Source organism: Ornithinimicrobium sp. F0845, from assembly GCF_023015765.1.
Classification (GTDB): domain Bacteria; phylum Actinomycetota; class Actinomycetes; order Actinomycetales; family Dermatophilaceae; genus Ornithinicoccus.
In genome coordinates this window covers 17,050-32,023 of the sequence record NZ_JALKAL010000013.1, presented here as the reverse complement: position 1 = coordinate 32,023, position 14,974 = coordinate 17,050, and the positions used below count along the sequence as shown (strand labels likewise).

The 14,974-nt window shown below is 71.5% G+C and carries 15 protein-coding genes; 10 read left to right on the top strand and 5 right to left on the bottom strand.

Annotation, left to right across the window (positions count from 1 at the left end; genetic code table 11):
- Positions 1–2 precede the first annotated feature (2 nt).
- The gene (locus MWU75_RS16055; RefSeq protein ID WP_247092739.1) at positions 3–650 is read right to left on the bottom strand and encodes a MarR family transcriptional regulator; all 648 of its coding nucleotides are present in this window, start codon (positions 648–650) and stop codon (positions 3–5) included.
- A 175-nt stretch (positions 651–825) separates the two neighbouring features.
- Between MWU75_RS16055 and MWU75_RS16050 the strand changes: the two genes are divergently transcribed.
- From MWU75_RS16050 to MWU75_RS16040, 3 genes are all read left to right on the top strand, one after another.
- Positions 826–2,691 (top strand): ABC transporter ATP-binding protein, encoded by a 1,866-nt coding sequence (locus tag MWU75_RS16050; protein WP_247092736.1) that lies wholly within the window; start codon positions 826–828, stop codon positions 2,689–2,691.
- A gap of 139 nt (positions 2,692–2,830) precedes the next feature.
- Positions 2,831–3,232, top strand: a complete 402-nt coding sequence (locus MWU75_RS16045; protein WP_247092734.1) for a cold shock domain-containing protein — start codon at positions 2,831–2,833, stop codon at positions 3,230–3,232.
- 2 nt (positions 3,233–3,234) lie between these two features.
- Positions 3,235–3,978 carry a DUF3027 domain-containing protein gene (locus tag MWU75_RS16040; RefSeq protein ID WP_247092732.1) on the top strand — a complete coding sequence of 248 codons (744 nt, stop codon included), beginning with the start codon at positions 3,235–3,237 and terminating at the stop codon, positions 3,976–3,978.
- Positions 3,979–3,983: 5 nt separating this feature from the next.
- Here the strand turns inward: MWU75_RS16040 and MWU75_RS16035 are convergent, their stop codons facing one another.
- Positions 3,984–4,313, bottom strand: coding sequence for a DUF2530 domain-containing protein (locus MWU75_RS16035; protein ID WP_247092730.1), 330 nt, complete (start codon positions 4,311–4,313; stop codon positions 3,984–3,986).
- An 18-nt stretch (positions 4,314–4,331) separates the two neighbouring features.
- Between MWU75_RS16035 and MWU75_RS16030 the strand changes: the two genes are divergently transcribed.
- The 5 genes from MWU75_RS16030 (at position 4,332) to MWU75_RS16010 (ending at position 11,089) form a co-directional block, all read left to right on the top strand.
- Positions 4,332–5,831 carry an NCS2 family permease gene (locus MWU75_RS16030; protein WP_247092728.1) on the top strand — a complete coding sequence of 500 codons (1,500 nt, stop codon included), beginning with the start codon at positions 4,332–4,334 and terminating at the stop codon, positions 5,829–5,831.
- A gap of 140 nt (positions 5,832–5,971) precedes the next feature.
- A complete protein-coding gene (locus MWU75_RS16025) occupies positions 5,972–6,430 on the top strand; it encodes a MarR family transcriptional regulator (RefSeq protein ID WP_247092726.1) in 459 nt (152 codons plus the stop codon).
- Positions 6,431–6,435: 5 nt separating this feature from the next.
- On the top strand, positions 6,436–7,710 hold the full coding sequence (locus MWU75_RS16020; RefSeq protein WP_281497378.1) for an MFS transporter: 1,275 nt from the start codon (positions 6,436–6,438) through the stop codon (positions 7,708–7,710).
- 90 nt (positions 7,711–7,800) lie between these two features.
- Positions 7,801–9,615, top strand: coding sequence for a gamma-glutamyltransferase (locus MWU75_RS16015; protein ID WP_247092723.1), 1,815 nt, complete (start codon positions 7,801–7,803; stop codon positions 9,613–9,615).
- A 97-nt stretch (positions 9,616–9,712) separates the two neighbouring features.
- On the top strand, positions 9,713–11,089 hold the full coding sequence (locus MWU75_RS16010) for an MFS transporter (protein WP_247092721.1): 1,377 nt from the start codon (positions 9,713–9,715) through the stop codon (positions 11,087–11,089).
- Positions 11,090–11,155: 66 nt separating this feature from the next.
- Here the strand turns inward: MWU75_RS16010 and MWU75_RS16005 are convergent, their stop codons facing one another.
- Positions 11,156–11,710 carry a hypothetical protein gene (locus tag MWU75_RS16005; RefSeq protein ID WP_247092719.1) on the bottom strand — a complete coding sequence of 185 codons (555 nt, stop codon included), beginning with the start codon at positions 11,708–11,710 and terminating at the stop codon, positions 11,156–11,158.
- Between the two features lie 60 nt (positions 11,711–11,770).
- Here MWU75_RS16005 and pdxH point away from each other — a divergent pair, with 60 nt between their 5' ends.
- Positions 11,771–12,463: a pyridoxamine 5'-phosphate oxidase gene (gene pdxH, locus MWU75_RS16000; RefSeq protein WP_247092717.1), complete on the top strand. Its 693-nt coding sequence runs from the start codon at positions 11,771–11,773 to the stop codon at positions 12,461–12,463.
- Positions 12,464–12,490: 27 nt separating this feature from the next.
- Here the strand turns inward: pdxH and MWU75_RS15995 are convergent, their stop codons facing one another.
- Both MWU75_RS15995 and MWU75_RS15990 read right to left on the bottom strand, forming a co-directional pair.
- Positions 12,491–13,327 (bottom strand): DUF305 domain-containing protein, encoded by an 837-nt coding sequence (locus tag MWU75_RS15995; RefSeq protein ID WP_247092715.1) that lies wholly within the window; start codon positions 13,325–13,327, stop codon positions 12,491–12,493.
- 1 nt (position 13,328) lies between these two features.
- On the bottom strand, positions 13,329–14,030 hold the full coding sequence (locus tag MWU75_RS15990; protein ID WP_247092713.1) for a DUF3105 domain-containing protein: 702 nt from the start codon (positions 14,028–14,030) through the stop codon (positions 13,329–13,331).
- A gap of 138 nt (positions 14,031–14,168) precedes the next feature.
- Between MWU75_RS15990 and MWU75_RS15985 the strand changes: the two genes are divergently transcribed.
- On the top strand, positions 14,169–14,864 hold the full coding sequence (locus MWU75_RS15985) for a metal-dependent transcriptional regulator (RefSeq protein WP_247092711.1): 696 nt from the start codon (positions 14,169–14,171) through the stop codon (positions 14,862–14,864).
- Positions 14,865–14,974: the final 110 nt, after the last annotated feature.

Sequence of the window (14,974 nt, the reverse complement as noted above, 5' to 3'; positions counted from 1 at the left end):
CGTCAGCGGTCGGCCGCCTCGAGGAGGGTCAGCAGGGAGGTGCGCAGCTGGGCGCGCTCCTCGGTGCTCAGCGCATCGAGCAGCTGCTCGGACGGCGCGCGGCGCGCGGCCCGGAGCTCCTTGACGACCTCGCGGCCGCGGTCGGTCAGGCCGACCAGCACGGCGCGGCGGTCGTCCGGGTCCGGGGTGCGGGCCACCAGGCCCAGCTCCTCCAGCCCGTCGACGACCTCGGTCGCCGACCGCGGCGCGATCTGGAGCCACTCCGCGAGGGCTCCGAGGCGCAGGCCGGTGTAGACGGCGGGGCGTGCCTCCGCAGCCTCCGCGTCCGAGGAGTGGCGGTGGCGCCGCCCGGTCGCGCGGGCGATGACTGCCAGGGCGCGGGCCTGGTGCGGGGACAGGCCCCAGGGGGCGGTCTCCACCGCGGAGCCGCGACGCAGGCGTCGGGCCAGGTGCTGGATCAGCTCCAGCTCGGAGGCCTCGGGGTCGATCGGGCCGGGCGTGGGGCGACCGCCCCGCCGGCCGTGGCCGCGTGGGCCGCGGCCAGGCCGACCGCGGCCACGTGGGCCGTGCCCCCGCTGGCCATGGTTGTCGTGGTCGTGGTCGTGATCGTGGTCGTTGTCGTGGTCTGTGTGGTTCGAGTGGTGATGCATGTGTCGCATCCCTTCTGCGGGTCCGTGGTGAAAACGCTCTGTTGCTGCGTGGGGACCGTCGCAGGAGGAAGCCTAACAGATTTGCGAGGTATATACAAATTGTGGTAACCTCAGTATCGACACAGACGCCCGGCCGGCACCGATGACCGGCCACCAGCAGAAAGGAGGGGTGCCCATGGAAGCCGCACACGACTTCGCACCCCGCTCGGGCGGAGGTCGCCGAGAAGGCACCCGCCCCGACCCCAAGGACAAGGCGCAGCTCGCCGCTCACCCGGTGAGCGCCTCCCGTGTCCTCGCACTCTTCCGCCCGCACCGGTTCACGCTGATGACCGTGCTGGCGATCATCGTGACCAGCTCCGCCCTCGGACTGGCCACCCCGTTCCTCACCAAGGCCCTCGTCGACGACGCGATCCCGCACCAGGACGTCCAGCTGCTGCTGGTCCTGGTCGCCGCCATGGTCGGCGTCGCCGCGGTCAACGCCATGCTCGGCGTCGTGCAGACCTGGATCTCGACCACCGTCGGGCAGAAGATCATGCACAGCCTGCGCACCGACGTGTTCACCAACCTGCAGAAGCAGTCGCTCTCCTTCTTCACCCGCACCCGCGGGGGAGAGGTGCAGTCGCGCCTGACCCACGACATCTCCGGCCTCCAGGGCGTGGTCACCTCCACGGCCACGAGCCTGGCCGGCAACATCGCCACCGTGGTCGGCACGCTGATCGCGATGGTGGCCCTCAGCTGGCAGCTCGCGCTGCTCTCCCTCATCGTGATCCCGCCCGCGGTGATCATCAGCCGCTCGGTCGCCCGGCTCCGCCGCGAGGCCACCGACAAGCGGCAGAAGGCGCTCGCCGGCATGCACGGCCAGGTCGAGGAGTCACTGTCGGTCAGCGGCGCCCGCCTGAGCAAGACCCTCGGAGCCGGCCCGGCGCTGGCCGACCGCTTCCACCGCGCCTCCGACGACCTGCTCGAGCTGGAGGTCGCCGCCCAGATCGCCGGACGCTGGCGGACCGCCACGATGAGCATCATCTTCGCGGTGATCCCCGCGATGATCTACCTGATCGCCGGGCTGCCGGTCACCTCCGACGGCATCACGATCGGCACCCTGGTCGCGTTCATCGCCCTGCAGGCCGGCATCTTCCGCCCGGTCATGGGGCTGCTGAACATCGGCGTCCAGGTCACCGCCTCGATGGCCCTGTTCAGCCGGATCTTCGAGTATCTCGACCTCACTGCCGAGGTGCCCGAGCCGGCGCAGCCGGCCGACTTCGACCCGGAGTGTGCCGTGGGGCGAGTTGCTCTCGAGAAGGTGACCTTCCGTCATACTGACGCGGATCGCGACGCGGTCAGCGACCTGGACCTGACCGTCCCGGCCGGCACCCACGTGGCCATCGTCGGCCCGACGGGCTCGGGCAAGAGCACGCTGGCCGCGCTGGTCAGCCGGCTCTACGACCCGACCAGCGGCCGCGTGACCCTGGACGGGATCGACCTGCGCGAGCTCAGCTCGGAGCAGCGCGCGTCCGTCGTCGGGGTGGTGTCGCAGGAGACCTACCTGCTGCACGACACGGTGCGGGCGAACCTGCGGTTCGCGCGCCCGGACGCCACTGACGAGCAGATCGAGCAGGCGGCCCGCGCGGCCCAGGTGCACGAGGTGATCACGGCACTGCCCCATGGCTACGACACGGTCGTCGGGGCGCGCGGCCACCGGTTCTCCGGAGGCGAGCAGCAGCGTCTGGCGCTGGCCCGGACCCTGCTGCGCAACCCGCGCGTGCTGATCCTCGACGAGGCCACCAGTGCGCTGGACACCCGCACCGAGCTGGCCGTCCAGCGCGCGCTCGACGAGCTGGGCGAGGGGCGCACGGTCATCACCATCGCCCATCGCCTGTCGACGGTGCGGCACGCCGACCAGATCGTGGTGCTCGAGGCGGGCCGGGTCCAGGAGCGCGGCACCCACGACGAGCTGATGGCTGCCGGTGGGGCCTACGCGGCGCTGGTCCGCGCCAGCGAGCGGGCCGACCAGGAGCTGCTGGAGGAGATGCTGGCCGCATGAGGCCAAGGTGGAGGCGCGGATCGTCGAGCTGGTCCGTCGCGCGGTGAGCTGAGCCCACGCGCCTCGAGGCGGGAGATCGGGCGGCGAGACGATAACCTGGGATCTGCTTCCCCATGCAATCCGAGCTAAGAGGTGCACAGTGCCCACGGGCAAGGTCAGGTTCTATGACGAGGAGAAGGGCTTCGGCTTCCTCTCCAGCGACGAGGGTCAGGACGTCTATGTCCACGCCTCCGTCCTCCCGGCCGGCGTCAAGACGCTGGCGCGCGGCGCCCGGGTCGAGTTCGACATCGCCCAGGGGCGTCGGGGCGACCAGGCGCTGCACGTGCGTCTCCTCGAGCCCGCGCCGTCGGTCAGCCGGTCGATGGCGCTGCGCGACCGCAAGCCCGCCGACGAGATGGCCGTCGTCGTCGAGGACCTGATCAAGCTCCTCGACGACTCCTCCAACAGCCTGCGTCGGGGCCGCTACCCCGACAAGCGTCTGTCCGGCGCCCTGGCCAAGAGCCTGCGAGCCGTCGCCGACCAGTTCGAGGCGGGAGCCTGAGCATGGCGGCACCCAGGCGCGACGCTGTCCTGGCCGCGGCCGAGGAGGCCGCGCGGGAGGCCGCCGTGGCGATCGCCGAGCCGGGCACGGTCGGCGAGCACGCCGGCTTCGTCATGGATGAGGACCGGGTCGGCACCCACTACTTCGACTGCACCGCGGTGGCCTACCCCGGCTGGCGCTGGGCGATCACTCTGACGCGCCCCCCGCGCGGCCGCACCCCGCTGCTCAGTGAGACGCACCTGGTGGCCGGCGAGGACGCCCTGCTCTCCCCGGCCTGGGTGCCGTATGCCGAGCGGCTGGCTCCCGGGGACGTCGGCCCGGGGGACATCACCCCCCGGATCGACGACGACCCGTTCCTCGAGGCGGGCTTCGAGGCCACCGGCGACGAGGACGTCGACCAGGTCGGCTTCGTCGAGCTGGGTCTCGGGCGTCCTCGGGTGCTCTCCGCGGAGGGGCGTGAGGCCGCGGCGCAGCGGTGGTATGACGGGGACCACGGGCCCTCCACCGAGGTCGCTCGCAAGGCTCCCGCACAGTGCCGCTCGTGCGGCTACTTCGTGCCCATGGCCGGCGCCCTGCGCGCGGTCTTCGGGGTCTGCGCGAACGAGTGGTCGCCCAGCGACGGCGGGGTCGTCAGCCTGGACCACGGCTGTGGCGCCCACAGCGAGGTCGACATCGAGCGTCCCGAGCCCGAGGTCGTGGAGCCGCCCGTCCTGGACGACAACGTGCTGGAGATCGTCGAGAGCTGAGGCTCCTACGCGTCCGCGGCGTTGCCGCGTCCGCGGGCCAGGTAGACGTGGCCGATGCCGCCGAGCACGATCCCGGCGACCGGGACCCACACCCACCAGTCCCGCTCTCCCTCGCGGAGCGAGGGCAGGGCAAGGACGGCCACCAGGGCCAGGACCCACAGCGCGATGCCCCAGCGCACCACCCGGATGGTCCGCAGCGTCACCTCGGGAGCCTCGACCGTGCCCTCCAGAGGGTGCCCGCTCGAGGCCGCGCCTCCGGGGACCGGCAGCGGCGCACCGACCGGCGGCTGGGGGTCAGCCGCACCGGCGGCCTGGGTGCCAGCGTCCTGTGCCATGTGCCTAATGTATGCGCCATGTCTGTCTCGACCGAAGAAGAGTCAACCGAGTCATCGCTGAGCCGCGACCCCCGGAACGAGTCGTCGCTGAGCCGCTACTTTGAGATCGGACGGCGGGGCTCCACGGTGGCCAGGGAGGTCCGGGGTGGGATCGCGACCTTCTTCACGATGGCCTACATCGTCGTCCTCAACCCGCTGATCCTCACCAGCGTCCCGGACAGCACCGGGAACTACCTGGCCGGTGGCGACGTGGCGATGATCGCCGCCGCCACCGCCCTCGTCGCCGGTGTGATGACGATCCTCATGGGTGTCGTCGCCAACTATCCGCTCGGCCTGGCGGCCGGTCTGGGCCTGAACGCCGTGGTGACCTTCGGCGTCGCGGGCCTGCCCGGGATGACCTGGGCCGACGCCATGGGGCTGATCGTGCTGGAGGGCCTGATCATCCTCATCCTGGTGCTGACCGGCTTCCGCGAGGCGGTCTTCCGCGCCGTCCCGGCCCCGCTCAAGGTGGCGATCTCAGTCGGCATCGGCCTGTTCATCACGATCGTCGGGCTGGTCAATGCCGGCATCGTGCGCAAGCCTGCCGGGGCGCCGCCCGTCGAGCTGGGCATCGGCGGCTCGCTCGCCGGCTGGCCGACGCTGGTGTTCGTGCTGGGCCTGGTCGCCATCGTCGTGATGTACGCCAAGAAGGTCCAGGGTGCCATCCTCTACGGCATCGTCGGCGCCACCCTGCTCGCGGTGATCCTCGAGTCGGTCCTCGACATCGGGGGACAGACCAACGCCGAGGGAGAGCTGGTCAACCCCACCGGGTGGAGCCTGAACATCCCGCAGCTGCCCGACCACGTCGCCAACATCCCCGACTTCGGCCTCCTGGGTCAGTTCAGCCTGCTCGGCTCGATCGAGCGCATCGGGATCGTCACGGTGATCCTGTTGGTGTTCAGCCTGATGCTCGCCGACTTCTTCGACACGATGGGCACGATGGTCGCGGTTGGTGCCGAGGGCGACCTGCTCGACGAGGAGGGCAACCCCCCGCATACCAACCGGATCCTGATCGTCGACTCGATCGCCGCGGCCGCCGGTGGCGCCGCCAGCGTCAGCAGCAACACCTCCTACATCGAGTCGGCGGCCGGCGTCGGCGAGGGCGCCCGGACCGGTCTGGCCTCGGTGGTCACCGGGCTGATCTTCCTCCTGGCGACCTTCTTCGCCCCGCTGGTCTCGATGGTCCCCTACGAGGCCGCCACCCCGGCGCTGGTCGTCGTCGGCTACCTGATGATGCGGCAGGTCAAGGAGATCGACTGGGACGAGCTGGAGATCGCGTTCCCGGCCTTCCTGACCATCGTCCTCATGCCGTTCACCTACTCGATCACCGTCGGGATCGGGGCCGGCTTCCTGGCCTACGTGCTCGTCAAGATCGTCCGCGGCAAGGCCGGGGCGGTCCACCCGCTGATGTGGCTGATCGGCGTCCTCTTCCTGATCTACTTCACCCTGGAGCCGATCCGCGAGCTGCTCGGCGCCTGAGCATCCACAACCCGTTCCGGCCCGGAGGGCGTCCCACCGGACGTCCCCTCCGGGTCGGCTCGCGTCACCCGAGGAATAGTTAGCAGAGGTAATGAGTTAGGCTAAGCAAAGCCCTCACCTGCGACTTCAAGGACCACCTGTTGCCCGCCCAGGACCAGACCGCCTCAGACCAGACCGACTCGGCGGAGCGCACCGCGCGGCTCGCGCACGACCTGCGGATCGCGTGCATGCGCGTCTCACGGCGCGTCCGCTTCGAGACCACCAGCACCATCGCCCCGCACCAGCTGAGCGTGATCGTCCGACTGGCCCACTCGTCATACTCCTCGGGGGAGCTGGCGGCCATCGAGCGGGTCAGCGCCCCCAGCATGAGCCGCACCGTCGGTGCGCTGGTCGAGCTGGGTCTGGTGGAGCGGGCCACGGACAGCGAGGACGGCCGCGTGGTGCGCCTGTCGCTCACCCCGGCGGGGGAGCGCGAGCTGGACGAGCACCGGGCGCGCCGGGACGCCTGGATGAACGAGCACCTCGACGGGCTCAGCGTCGAGGACCGCGAGCTGCTGGCGCGCGCGAGCGAGTTGCTGAACCGGGTGTTCGACCAGTGAGCGCGATGTTCAGCTCGCTGGGCATCCGCAACTATCGCATCTACGCCGCCGGAGGCATCGTCTCCAACACCGGCACCTGGATGGGCCGGGTCGCGCAGGACTGGCTGGTCCTGACCGAGCTGACCAACAACTCGGCCCAGGCGCTGGGCATCGTGACCGGACTGCAGTTCCTGCCGATGCTGCTGCTCGCGCCCGCGGCCGGCGCGGTCAGCGACCGCTTCGCCAAGCGCCGGGTCATGATGGTCACCCAGTCGCTGATGGCCCTGACGGCGCTCGCGATGGGTGTGCTCGTCGTCACCGGGGTGGTCGAGCTCTGGCACATCTACCTCCTGGCGTTCCTCCAGGGGTGTGCCGCGGCCGTCGACGGCCCGGCCCGGCAGGCGTTCGTCTCCGAGATGGTGCCGCCGACCCACGTCGCCAACGCGGTCGGCCTGAACAGCGCCTCCTTCCACAGCGGTCGTCTGATGGGCCCGGCCCTGGCCGGTCTGCTGATCGCCTGGGTGGGCACCGGCCCGACGCTGCTGATCAACGCCGTGTCCTTCGGTGCGGTGCTCCTGGCGCTTCTGGCGATGAACGGTCGCGACCTCACGCCGGCACCCCGGAGCAAGGGCAAGGGTCGGATCCGGGAGGGCATCGCCTACGTCCGGCACCGGCCGGACATCATCCTGATCATGGCGCTGGTCTTCGTGCACGGCACCTTCGGCATGAACTTCCAGCTGACCAACGCCCTGATGTCCACCGAGGCGTTCGGCAAGGGCGTCGAGGAGTACGGCATCGTCGGCTCGGTCATGGCCATCGGCTCGCTCGGCGGCGCCCTCCTCGCGGCACGCCGGGAGAAGCCGCGGTTGCGCTACCTGCTGGGTGCGATGGGGCTGTTCTCGCTGTGCACCCTGTTCGTCGGGCTGGCGCCGAACTTCGTGTTCTTCACCCTGATGCTCATCCCGACCGGACTGTCGGCGCTGACCGTCATGGTGACGGCGAACTCGATGATCCAGCTGAGCGTCGCGCCCGAGGTGAGGGGCCGCGTCATGGCGCTCTACATGGCCGTCTTCATGGGTGGCACCCCGGTCGGCTCGCCGGTCATCGGCTGGATCGGGGAGACCTTCGGCCCACGCTGGACCGTGCTCATCGCCACCGTGACGTGCGGTCTGGCCGTCGCAGTTGCGACCATCTACGTCATGCGCACCGACGACATCCGCGTCCGGCTCCAACGCGAGCCCGGCAACTGGCTCAGCGTCCAGCGCGGCCCGACCGAGCCGCTGCCCGAGAAGGTCGCCTGATGACGCCCCGGTCACGGCGCCTCATCGTCCTGGTCGCCCTCGCCCTCTTCTTCGTCGCGGCGATCGTCGCGGCCGTGATCAACTGAGCGCATGACGGGCTTCACCACGCGACCGACGCTCACCGGCACCTTCGGCATGGTCTCCAGCACGCACTGGATCGCCTCCCAGACCGCGATGGCCATCCTCGAGCAGGGCGGCAACGCCTTCGACGCGGCCGTCGCCGGCGGCTTCGTGCTCCACCTGGTCGAGCCCCACCTCAACGGTCCCGGCGGTGACCTGCCGGCCATCATCACCACCGCCGACGACCCCGAGCCGCGGGTGCTCTGCGGGCAGGGCCCCGCACCGGCCGGCGCGACCGAGGCGCACTTCCGCGGGCTGGGCCTGGACCGCGTGCCGGGCGCCGGTCTGCTGGCCGCGGCCGTGCCCGGAGCCGTCGACGCATGGCTCCTGCTGCTGCGCGACCACGGCAGTATGTCGCCCGCCCAGGTCCTCGCGCCCGCTCAGCACTACGCCCGGCACGGTCACCCGCTGGTCCCCCGGGTGGGTGCCACGGTCGAGGCGGTGCGGGGCCGGTTCGAGTCCGACTGGACCACCTCGGCCGACCTCTGGCTGCGCGGCGGCCGACCGCCCGGGCCGGGGGAGCTGTTCACCAACCCGGCGTGGGCCGACACCCTCGACCGGCTGGTCGCCGCGAGCGAGGGGGCGCGGGGTCGGGAGGCCCAGGTCGACGCGGTCCGCGCCGCGTGGTCGCAGGGTTTCGTCGCCGAGGCCGTGGACCGCTTCGTGGCCCGCCCGTCCCGGCACTCCGACGGCACGGTGGCGCCGGGCGTGATGACCGGCCAGGACCTCGCCGACTTCTCCGCGTCCTGGGAGCCCGCGGTGCTGCGGGACTGGCAGGGCCACACGATCGCCAAGACCGGCCCGTGGGGCCAGGGGCCCGCCCTGCTCCAGGTGCTCGGCATGCTGGACACGCTCGGCGACGCACCCGACCTCGCCTCGGCCGAGGCCGTCCACGCGGTCGCCGAGGCCTGGAAGCTGGCGATGGCCGACCGCGAGGCCTGGCTCGGCGACTCCGGCGACGAGCCTGTCCCGCTCGACGATCTGCTCGACCCTGCCTACCTGGCCGCTCGTGCCGGGCTCATCGGTGCCTCCGCCGACCGGACGGTCCGCCCCGGCTCACCGGGTGGCCGAACACCACGGGTGGCCGCGCTCGCCGGGCTGACCGAGGTCGCCGGCGCCGCGCCCGGTGTCGGCGAGCCGACGGTGGTCCGCGAGGCACCCGCGGGGGAGCCGGAGGTGGGCTCCGACGGCGTGACCCGTGGCGACACCTGCCACCTGGACGTCGTCGACCGCTGGGGCAACCTGGTCTCGGCCACACCCAGCGGCGGCTGGCTGCAGAGCTCGCCGGTCATCCCCGAGCTCGGCTTCCCGCTGGGCAGCCGGTTGCAGATGATGTGGCTGGAGCAGGGCCTGCCGTCCTCGCTGCGCCCGGGTCGCCGGCCGCGCACCACGCTGACGCCCACGCTGGTGCTGCGCGACGGTGTGCCGGTGCTGGCCTGCGGCTCGCCCGGCGGCGACCAGCAGGACCAGTGGCAGTCGCTCTTCCTCATCCGGCACCTGGCGGGCGGCGCCACCCTGCAGGAGGCCATCGACGCACCCGCCTTCCACACCACCAGCTTCCCCGGGTCGTTCGAGCCCAGGATCACCGAGCCGGGCGTCCTCGTCATCGAGGACCGGTATCCCCAGGCGGTGCGCTCCGAGCTGGCCTCCCGCGGCCACGAGGTCCTCGAACAGGGGCCGTGGACGCTGGGGCGGATGTGCGCGGTGGGACGGGACCCGGAGACCGGGCTGCTCAGCGCCGGCGCCAACCCGCGCGGCATGCAGGGCTACGCCGTCGGGCGCTGACCCCCGGCGGCGCCGCTGACCCTCCACCGGGGCCGCTGAGCACCTGGCGCACCGCCGCTGACCCGGCCCGACGACATACTCTGGCAGGCTGACCCCCGTGAACCGACCGGACAGCGCCCCGCCCCCGGCGGCCACCCGGGCGGGCGGTCAGCCGGTGACGCGTCCCGCGCGCTACGCCGTCGGCATGTTCGGCACCTCCATCCCGATCAACCTGATCAAGGGCTCGATGGTGCTGTTCTACGTCGACCTGCTCGGGCTGGACGTGCGCCTCTACGGCGTGGTGATGATCGCCTACGCCGTCATCGACGCCGTGGACAACCCGGTCCTGGGCTACCTGTCGGACCGGACCCGCACGCGCTGGGGCCGGCGGCGCCCGTGGCTGCTCGTCGGGGCTCCGGTGCTGGCGGTCGGCACCATCGCGATGTTCGCCGTCCCCGAGTCGCTGGACGGCGCGGGGCTGGTGCTGTGGTTCGTCACCTTCGCCATCCTCTGCGAGGCGACCGACTCGATGATCAACGCCAACTACGGGGCGCTGCTGCCCGAGCTGTTCCCGCGCGAGCGGGAGCGGGCTGTGGCCAACGCCCTGCGCCAGGGCTTCCAGCTGCTGGCCCTGGTCGTGTCGCTGGCCCTGACGCCGTGGCTGACCACCTCGCTCTTCGGGACCGAGGAGACGACGCGTGGGTTCACGATCACCGCCGTGATCTACGCCGTCCTCGCGTGCGTGGTCATCGTCTACATGGCCCTCGGGGTGCACGAGGACCCGCGCGCCGCGCAGGCGCGCAACCCACGGTTTCTGCGGACCGTCCGCGACATCCTCACCAACAGGCGCTTCTGGCAGATCGGCGCGGCCAGTGCCTGCTACCTCAGCGCGATGGGGCTGGTGCTGACCGGGGTGCAGCTCTACGTCCGCTACTCCCTCGGTCTGCCGGTCGCCTACGCCACGTATCTCCAGGGCGTCGTCATCCTCGCGACGGTCGGGTTCCTGGCGGTCTGGACGCGGGTCGTCCGCGCCAAGGGCGCGCCCTTCACCTGGCGGCTGGCCTTCGTCGTGCTGGCCCTCTCCTTTGTGCCGCTGTTCCTGGCGGACAGCCTCCTGACCGCGGTGCTCGCGGGGCTCTTCCTCGGCGTGGGCTACGGCGGGCTGCTGGCGAGCAACGACCTGATCGTCGCCCGGGTGCTCGACGAGGACGCCGCGGTCCACGGGGCCCACCGCGAGGGCATCTTCCTGGCGGCCTTCGGCTTCTTCGGGCGGCTGGGCGGCGCCGTGGTCGGGATCGCCCTGTCGTCGCTGGGCTACCTCTTCGGCTACCACTCCGGCGACGACCCCGGCACCCAGGCGGACCTGGCCTGGCGGGTCTACGTCTGCGTCTACCCGCTGGGGCTGGCGGCGCTCGGGGCCGTCATCGCGTCCCTGATCGACGTGCCTGATAACCGACGGCAGGTCGTTGAGGGCGAGGCCGCGACGACGCCCTGAGGGCGAGGCCGCGACGACGCCCTGAGCCAGCGCCCTGCGACGCCCAGGGTGGTCCTTCGCGAGGAGTCAGGCCTGGTGTGCATTCGAGCCGTCAACCGGCGGCTCACCGGTCTCACCCGTGTCACCGCTGACGATGCGGCCTCTGGCGGGCGCGACCGGGGAGTCGGCGGTGTGCGGGCCAGGTGCCGGCTGCTCCCGGGGTGTCGAGCTCGTGCCACCAGCGCTGCTGGAGGACGGGCGGCGCCGCGGCTTGGGCACCTTGAGGGTCGCGGTCTCCCGCGGGGCCGTCCGCTTGCTGAGGTCGGCGCGGTCCAGGAGCTCGTCGAAGGAGGCGCCCGTCGGTGGGTGGACCGCGATGGGGTCGTCGCCGGAGAACACCACCCAGTGCGCCGTGTTCTGGTGGAACACCTGCAGGACGGAGCCGTCGATGACGGTGGCGGCGTGCGCCATCGCCTTCTTGCGCTGGTTGCCCTTGGCGACCTTGGCCTGCACGAACTTCTCGGCCGGCTCCCGCTGGTTCTTCATCTGCTCCCAGAGGACCGGACCCCACTTCTGGGCCGCGGCCGCCGCGAGCGGACCGTACTTGATCAGCCGGGCCGCCGCCTTACCACTACCCGCCATCGTGCACCTCCTGCGACTGGTCCTTGCCCTCCCACCCTAAGCGCGCGGCATACTCGAGGGGTGACGAGCAGGGACGGACGGTGGACCGCACGCGTGGAGTATGCCGGGGTGGGGCTGGGCGAGGAGCAGTTCGCCGCCACCCCGTTCGAGCAGATCAGCCGGTGGGTGGGGGAGGCCCACGCGCGTCAGGAGGAGCAGGGGGACGTGCCCGAGCCGGACGCGCTGTCGGTCGCCACGGTCGACGACGCCGGGCCGGACGTGCGGACCGTCCTGATGCGCTTCCTGGACCCGCGCGGGCCCGGCTTCGTCACCAACCTGCGCTCGACCAAGGGGCTGCAGCTGCGGGACGACCCGCGAGTGGCCGCGAGCCTCACCTGGCCCAGCATGTTCCGCGCCATCCGGTTCCGCGGGGTGGCCGAGCTGGTCGACCGGGCGGAGGTGGAGGTTTACTTCCGGCAGCGCCCGTGGGGTGCCCGGATCAGCGCCTGGGCCTCCGAGCAGTCCCGCCCCGTCGCCGGCCGTGCGCCGCTGGAGGCTGCCTATGAGCAGTATGCCGAGCGCTTCCCTGACCACGGCCGTCCCGACGACGTCCCGGTGCCGGAAGACTGGGGCGCCTTCCGGGTCAGGCCCGACCGGGTGGAGTTCTGGGCGGGGAGGGTCAACCGGCTGCACGACCGGTTGGCACTCACCCGGGTCGGCCCCGGTGACCTGGCGGACGCCGCGTCCTGGGAGCTGACCCGGCTGCAGCCCTGACCTGGCCGACCGGGGGCCTTCTCCGGATCAGTGGTTGTGCTCGTCGGTCTCTGCAGAGTCGTCCGCGTGACCCTCGTGGCCGCCCTCGTCACCGGTCGCACCGGCGTCGGCACCCCCGACGGTCGTGCCGAGCTCTTCCTGGGTCTGGGCCCCGACGTCGGCCAGCAGGTCCTTCATCAACGCGATCTCGGCCTCCTGGCCGTTGACCATCGCCGCAGCCAGGCGGCGCACCTCACCGTCGACCCCGGCGTCGAGCGCGGCCTGGGCCATGTCGACGCCCGCGATGTGGTGGGTGGTCATCAGCTGGAGGTAGAGGACGTCGGCCTCCTCGCCCTCGGCGTTGCGCAAGGACTCCATCTGCTCGGGGTTGGCCATGCCGGCCATCGGCGCCCCCTCGACCATGTGCATGTCGTGGTGGGAGTGGACCTCGCCCATCCAGTCCATCCGGTCGCCGGGGCGAGCCATCGGCAGACCCCACTGACGGATCCAGCCCTCCATCTGCCCAAGCTGGTTGCCCTGGGTGGAGGCGATGTCGGTGGCCAGGGTGCGCACGCCCGGGTCATCCGTGGTCTGCAGCACCTCCAGCGACATCTCGACCGCCTGCGCGTGGTGCTCGACCATGTCGCGGGCGAAGCCCGCCTCGACGCTGTCGTCACCGGGCGAGGAGCCGCCACCGAAGGCGATCCAGCCCAGGAGTGCACCGAGGACCAGCCCGAGGACCGCGATCCCGGCGACCAGACCGACGCCGACCCCGCCCCAGCGGGCCCCGCCTGCAGTCCCGGCCGCCGGCATACTGCCGATGTCGGTCACTCCTTCGTCGGCCCGTGCAGCGGGCACGGACTCGTGGTCAGTGCCGGTCCCCACGTCAGCCTCCGACGAGGTCGACCGAGGTCCCGCCGGTGCAGGCCGCCCCGGGCTCGGGGGTCTGCGGGCCCTGGCGCCAGTCACGGATGAACTGCTCGATGCGGGTGTCGTCCGCGTTCTCCACCCCGAGCTGGCGGCCCCAGGCCGTGGCCATGATCGGGTGCTCCTGGCCCTCGTTGGGCGAGAGGATCATGAACTCCTGGGAGGCCAGGTCGCGCAGCTGGTTCAGGTCGTCCTCGGCGATGCCGGGCTGGTAGGACAGCCAGACGGCCCCGTGCTCCAGGGAGTGGACCGCGTGGTGGTTGGGCACCGGCTCCTCGTAGATGCCGCAGTTGAGCCACGTCGAGTTGTGGTCGCCGCCGACCGGCGGGCTCTGCTGGTACTGGACGGCGGTCTGGACGTGATTGCGCCCCAAGTCGTCCGACGGGTCGTCGAGCTCGTCATAGGTCACGACGGCGCCCATGCCGGGCCGGTTGGTCGCCTGGTCATAGACCGCCCAGCCCACCAGCCCACCGATCAGCACCAGGACCAGGCCGAGGCCGATCCAGATGCCCGAGGCGCTCTTGCGGCTTGCGGACTTGGCCTGCTTCTGGATCTGAGCCACGCGCGCCTGGCGGTCGGACGCGGCGCCCTGCTGGGCCTTGCCCTTCTTCGTCTTGCCGCCCTTGGTGGCGTTGTTGGTGGATCGGTCCGGCCTGGACATGGTTCTCCTGCGGTCGTGGGATTCGTCGCCATGCTATCCGTTGACGCCTCAAGGAATGGTCTCGGCGCAGCGAGACGTTGGATCGGATGGAGCCTCAGTAGGATCGAGGCAGACCTTGAGCTGGCGACGGAGGCCGCAATGACTGACCTGATCGACACGACCGAGATGTATCTGAAGTCCATCCTCGAACTGGAGGAGGACGGCGTCGTGGCACTGCGGGCCCGGATCGCCGAGCGTCTCGGCCACTCGGGCCCCACGGTCTCCCAGACGGTGGCCCGGATGGAGCGTGACGGGTTGGTCACCCTGCAGGACGACAGGCAGCTGGAGTTCACCGAGCACGGTCGCCGGACCGCAATCCGGGTGATGCGTAAGCACCGTCTCGCGGAGCGGCTGCTCGTGGACGTCATCGGACTGGATCTCCCGCACGTCCACGAGGAAGCGTGCCGGTGGGAGCACGTCATGAGCGATGAGGTCGAGCAGCGGATCCTGAAGATCATCGAGGAGCCGCTGGTGTCGCCGTACGGCAACCCCATCCCGGGACTGTCCGAGCTGGACGCTGACTACGGGACGACGGCGCCCGCCGGCGGGCGGCATCTGGTGGACGCCTTGCGGGAGGGGCCAGAGCGCGAGGTTGTCGTGGTGCGCATCGGGGAGCCCGCGCAGGTGGAGCCGGACGTGCTGGGGCTGCTGGGCGAGGCCGGTGTGGCCCCGGGATCGACGGTGCGCGCACAGCTGCAGGGAGACCGGATCGTGGTCACCGGCACCCGCGAGGGCGACACCGCCGTCTCGCTGCCGCGGGACGTGGCCTCGCACATCTTCGTCCAGCTCGACTAGCGACCGGGGCATCATCAACCCGGCGACGTGTCGCGACACGTCGAGGTTGCGCCGTCGTGATGTGAAGTCACTCACACGCAACCTGGGAGTCCCCTTAGCGCCTCCGGCGT

Bases quoted from the DNA above. Each gene is read 5' to 3' on its own strand.
- MWU75_RS16055 (WP_247092739.1), bottom strand. From the start codon at position 650: ATGCATCACCACTCGAACCACACAGACCACGACAACGACCACGATCAC.
- MWU75_RS16050 (WP_247092736.1), top strand. From the start codon at position 826: ATGGAAGCCGCACACGACTTCGCACCCCGCTCGGGCGGAGGTCGCCGA.
- MWU75_RS16040 (WP_247092732.1), top strand. From the start codon at position 3,235: ATGGCGGCACCCAGGCGCGACGCTGTCCTGGCCGCGGCCGAGGAGGCC.
- MWU75_RS16035 (WP_247092730.1), bottom strand. From the start codon at position 4,313: ATGGCACAGGACGCTGGCACCCAGGCCGCCGGTGCGGCTGACCCCCAG.
- MWU75_RS16030 (WP_247092728.1), top strand. From the start codon at position 4,332: ATGTCTGTCTCGACCGAAGAAGAGTCAACCGAGTCATCGCTGAGCCGC.
- MWU75_RS16020 (WP_281497378.1), top strand. From the start codon at position 6,436: ATGTTCAGCTCGCTGGGCATCCGCAACTATCGCATCTACGCCGCCGGA.
- MWU75_RS16015 (WP_247092723.1), top strand. From the start codon at position 7,801: ATGACGGGCTTCACCACGCGACCGACGCTCACCGGCACCTTCGGCATG.
- MWU75_RS16005 (WP_247092719.1), bottom strand. From the start codon at position 11,710: ATGGCGGGTAGTGGTAAGGCGGCGGCCCGGCTGATCAAGTACGGTCCG.
- MWU75_RS15990 (WP_247092713.1), bottom strand. From the start codon at position 14,030: ATGTCCAGGCCGGACCGATCCACCAACAACGCCACCAAGGGCGGCAAG.
- MWU75_RS15985 (WP_247092711.1), top strand. From the start codon at position 14,169: ATGACTGACCTGATCGACACGACCGAGATGTATCTGAAGTCCATCCTC.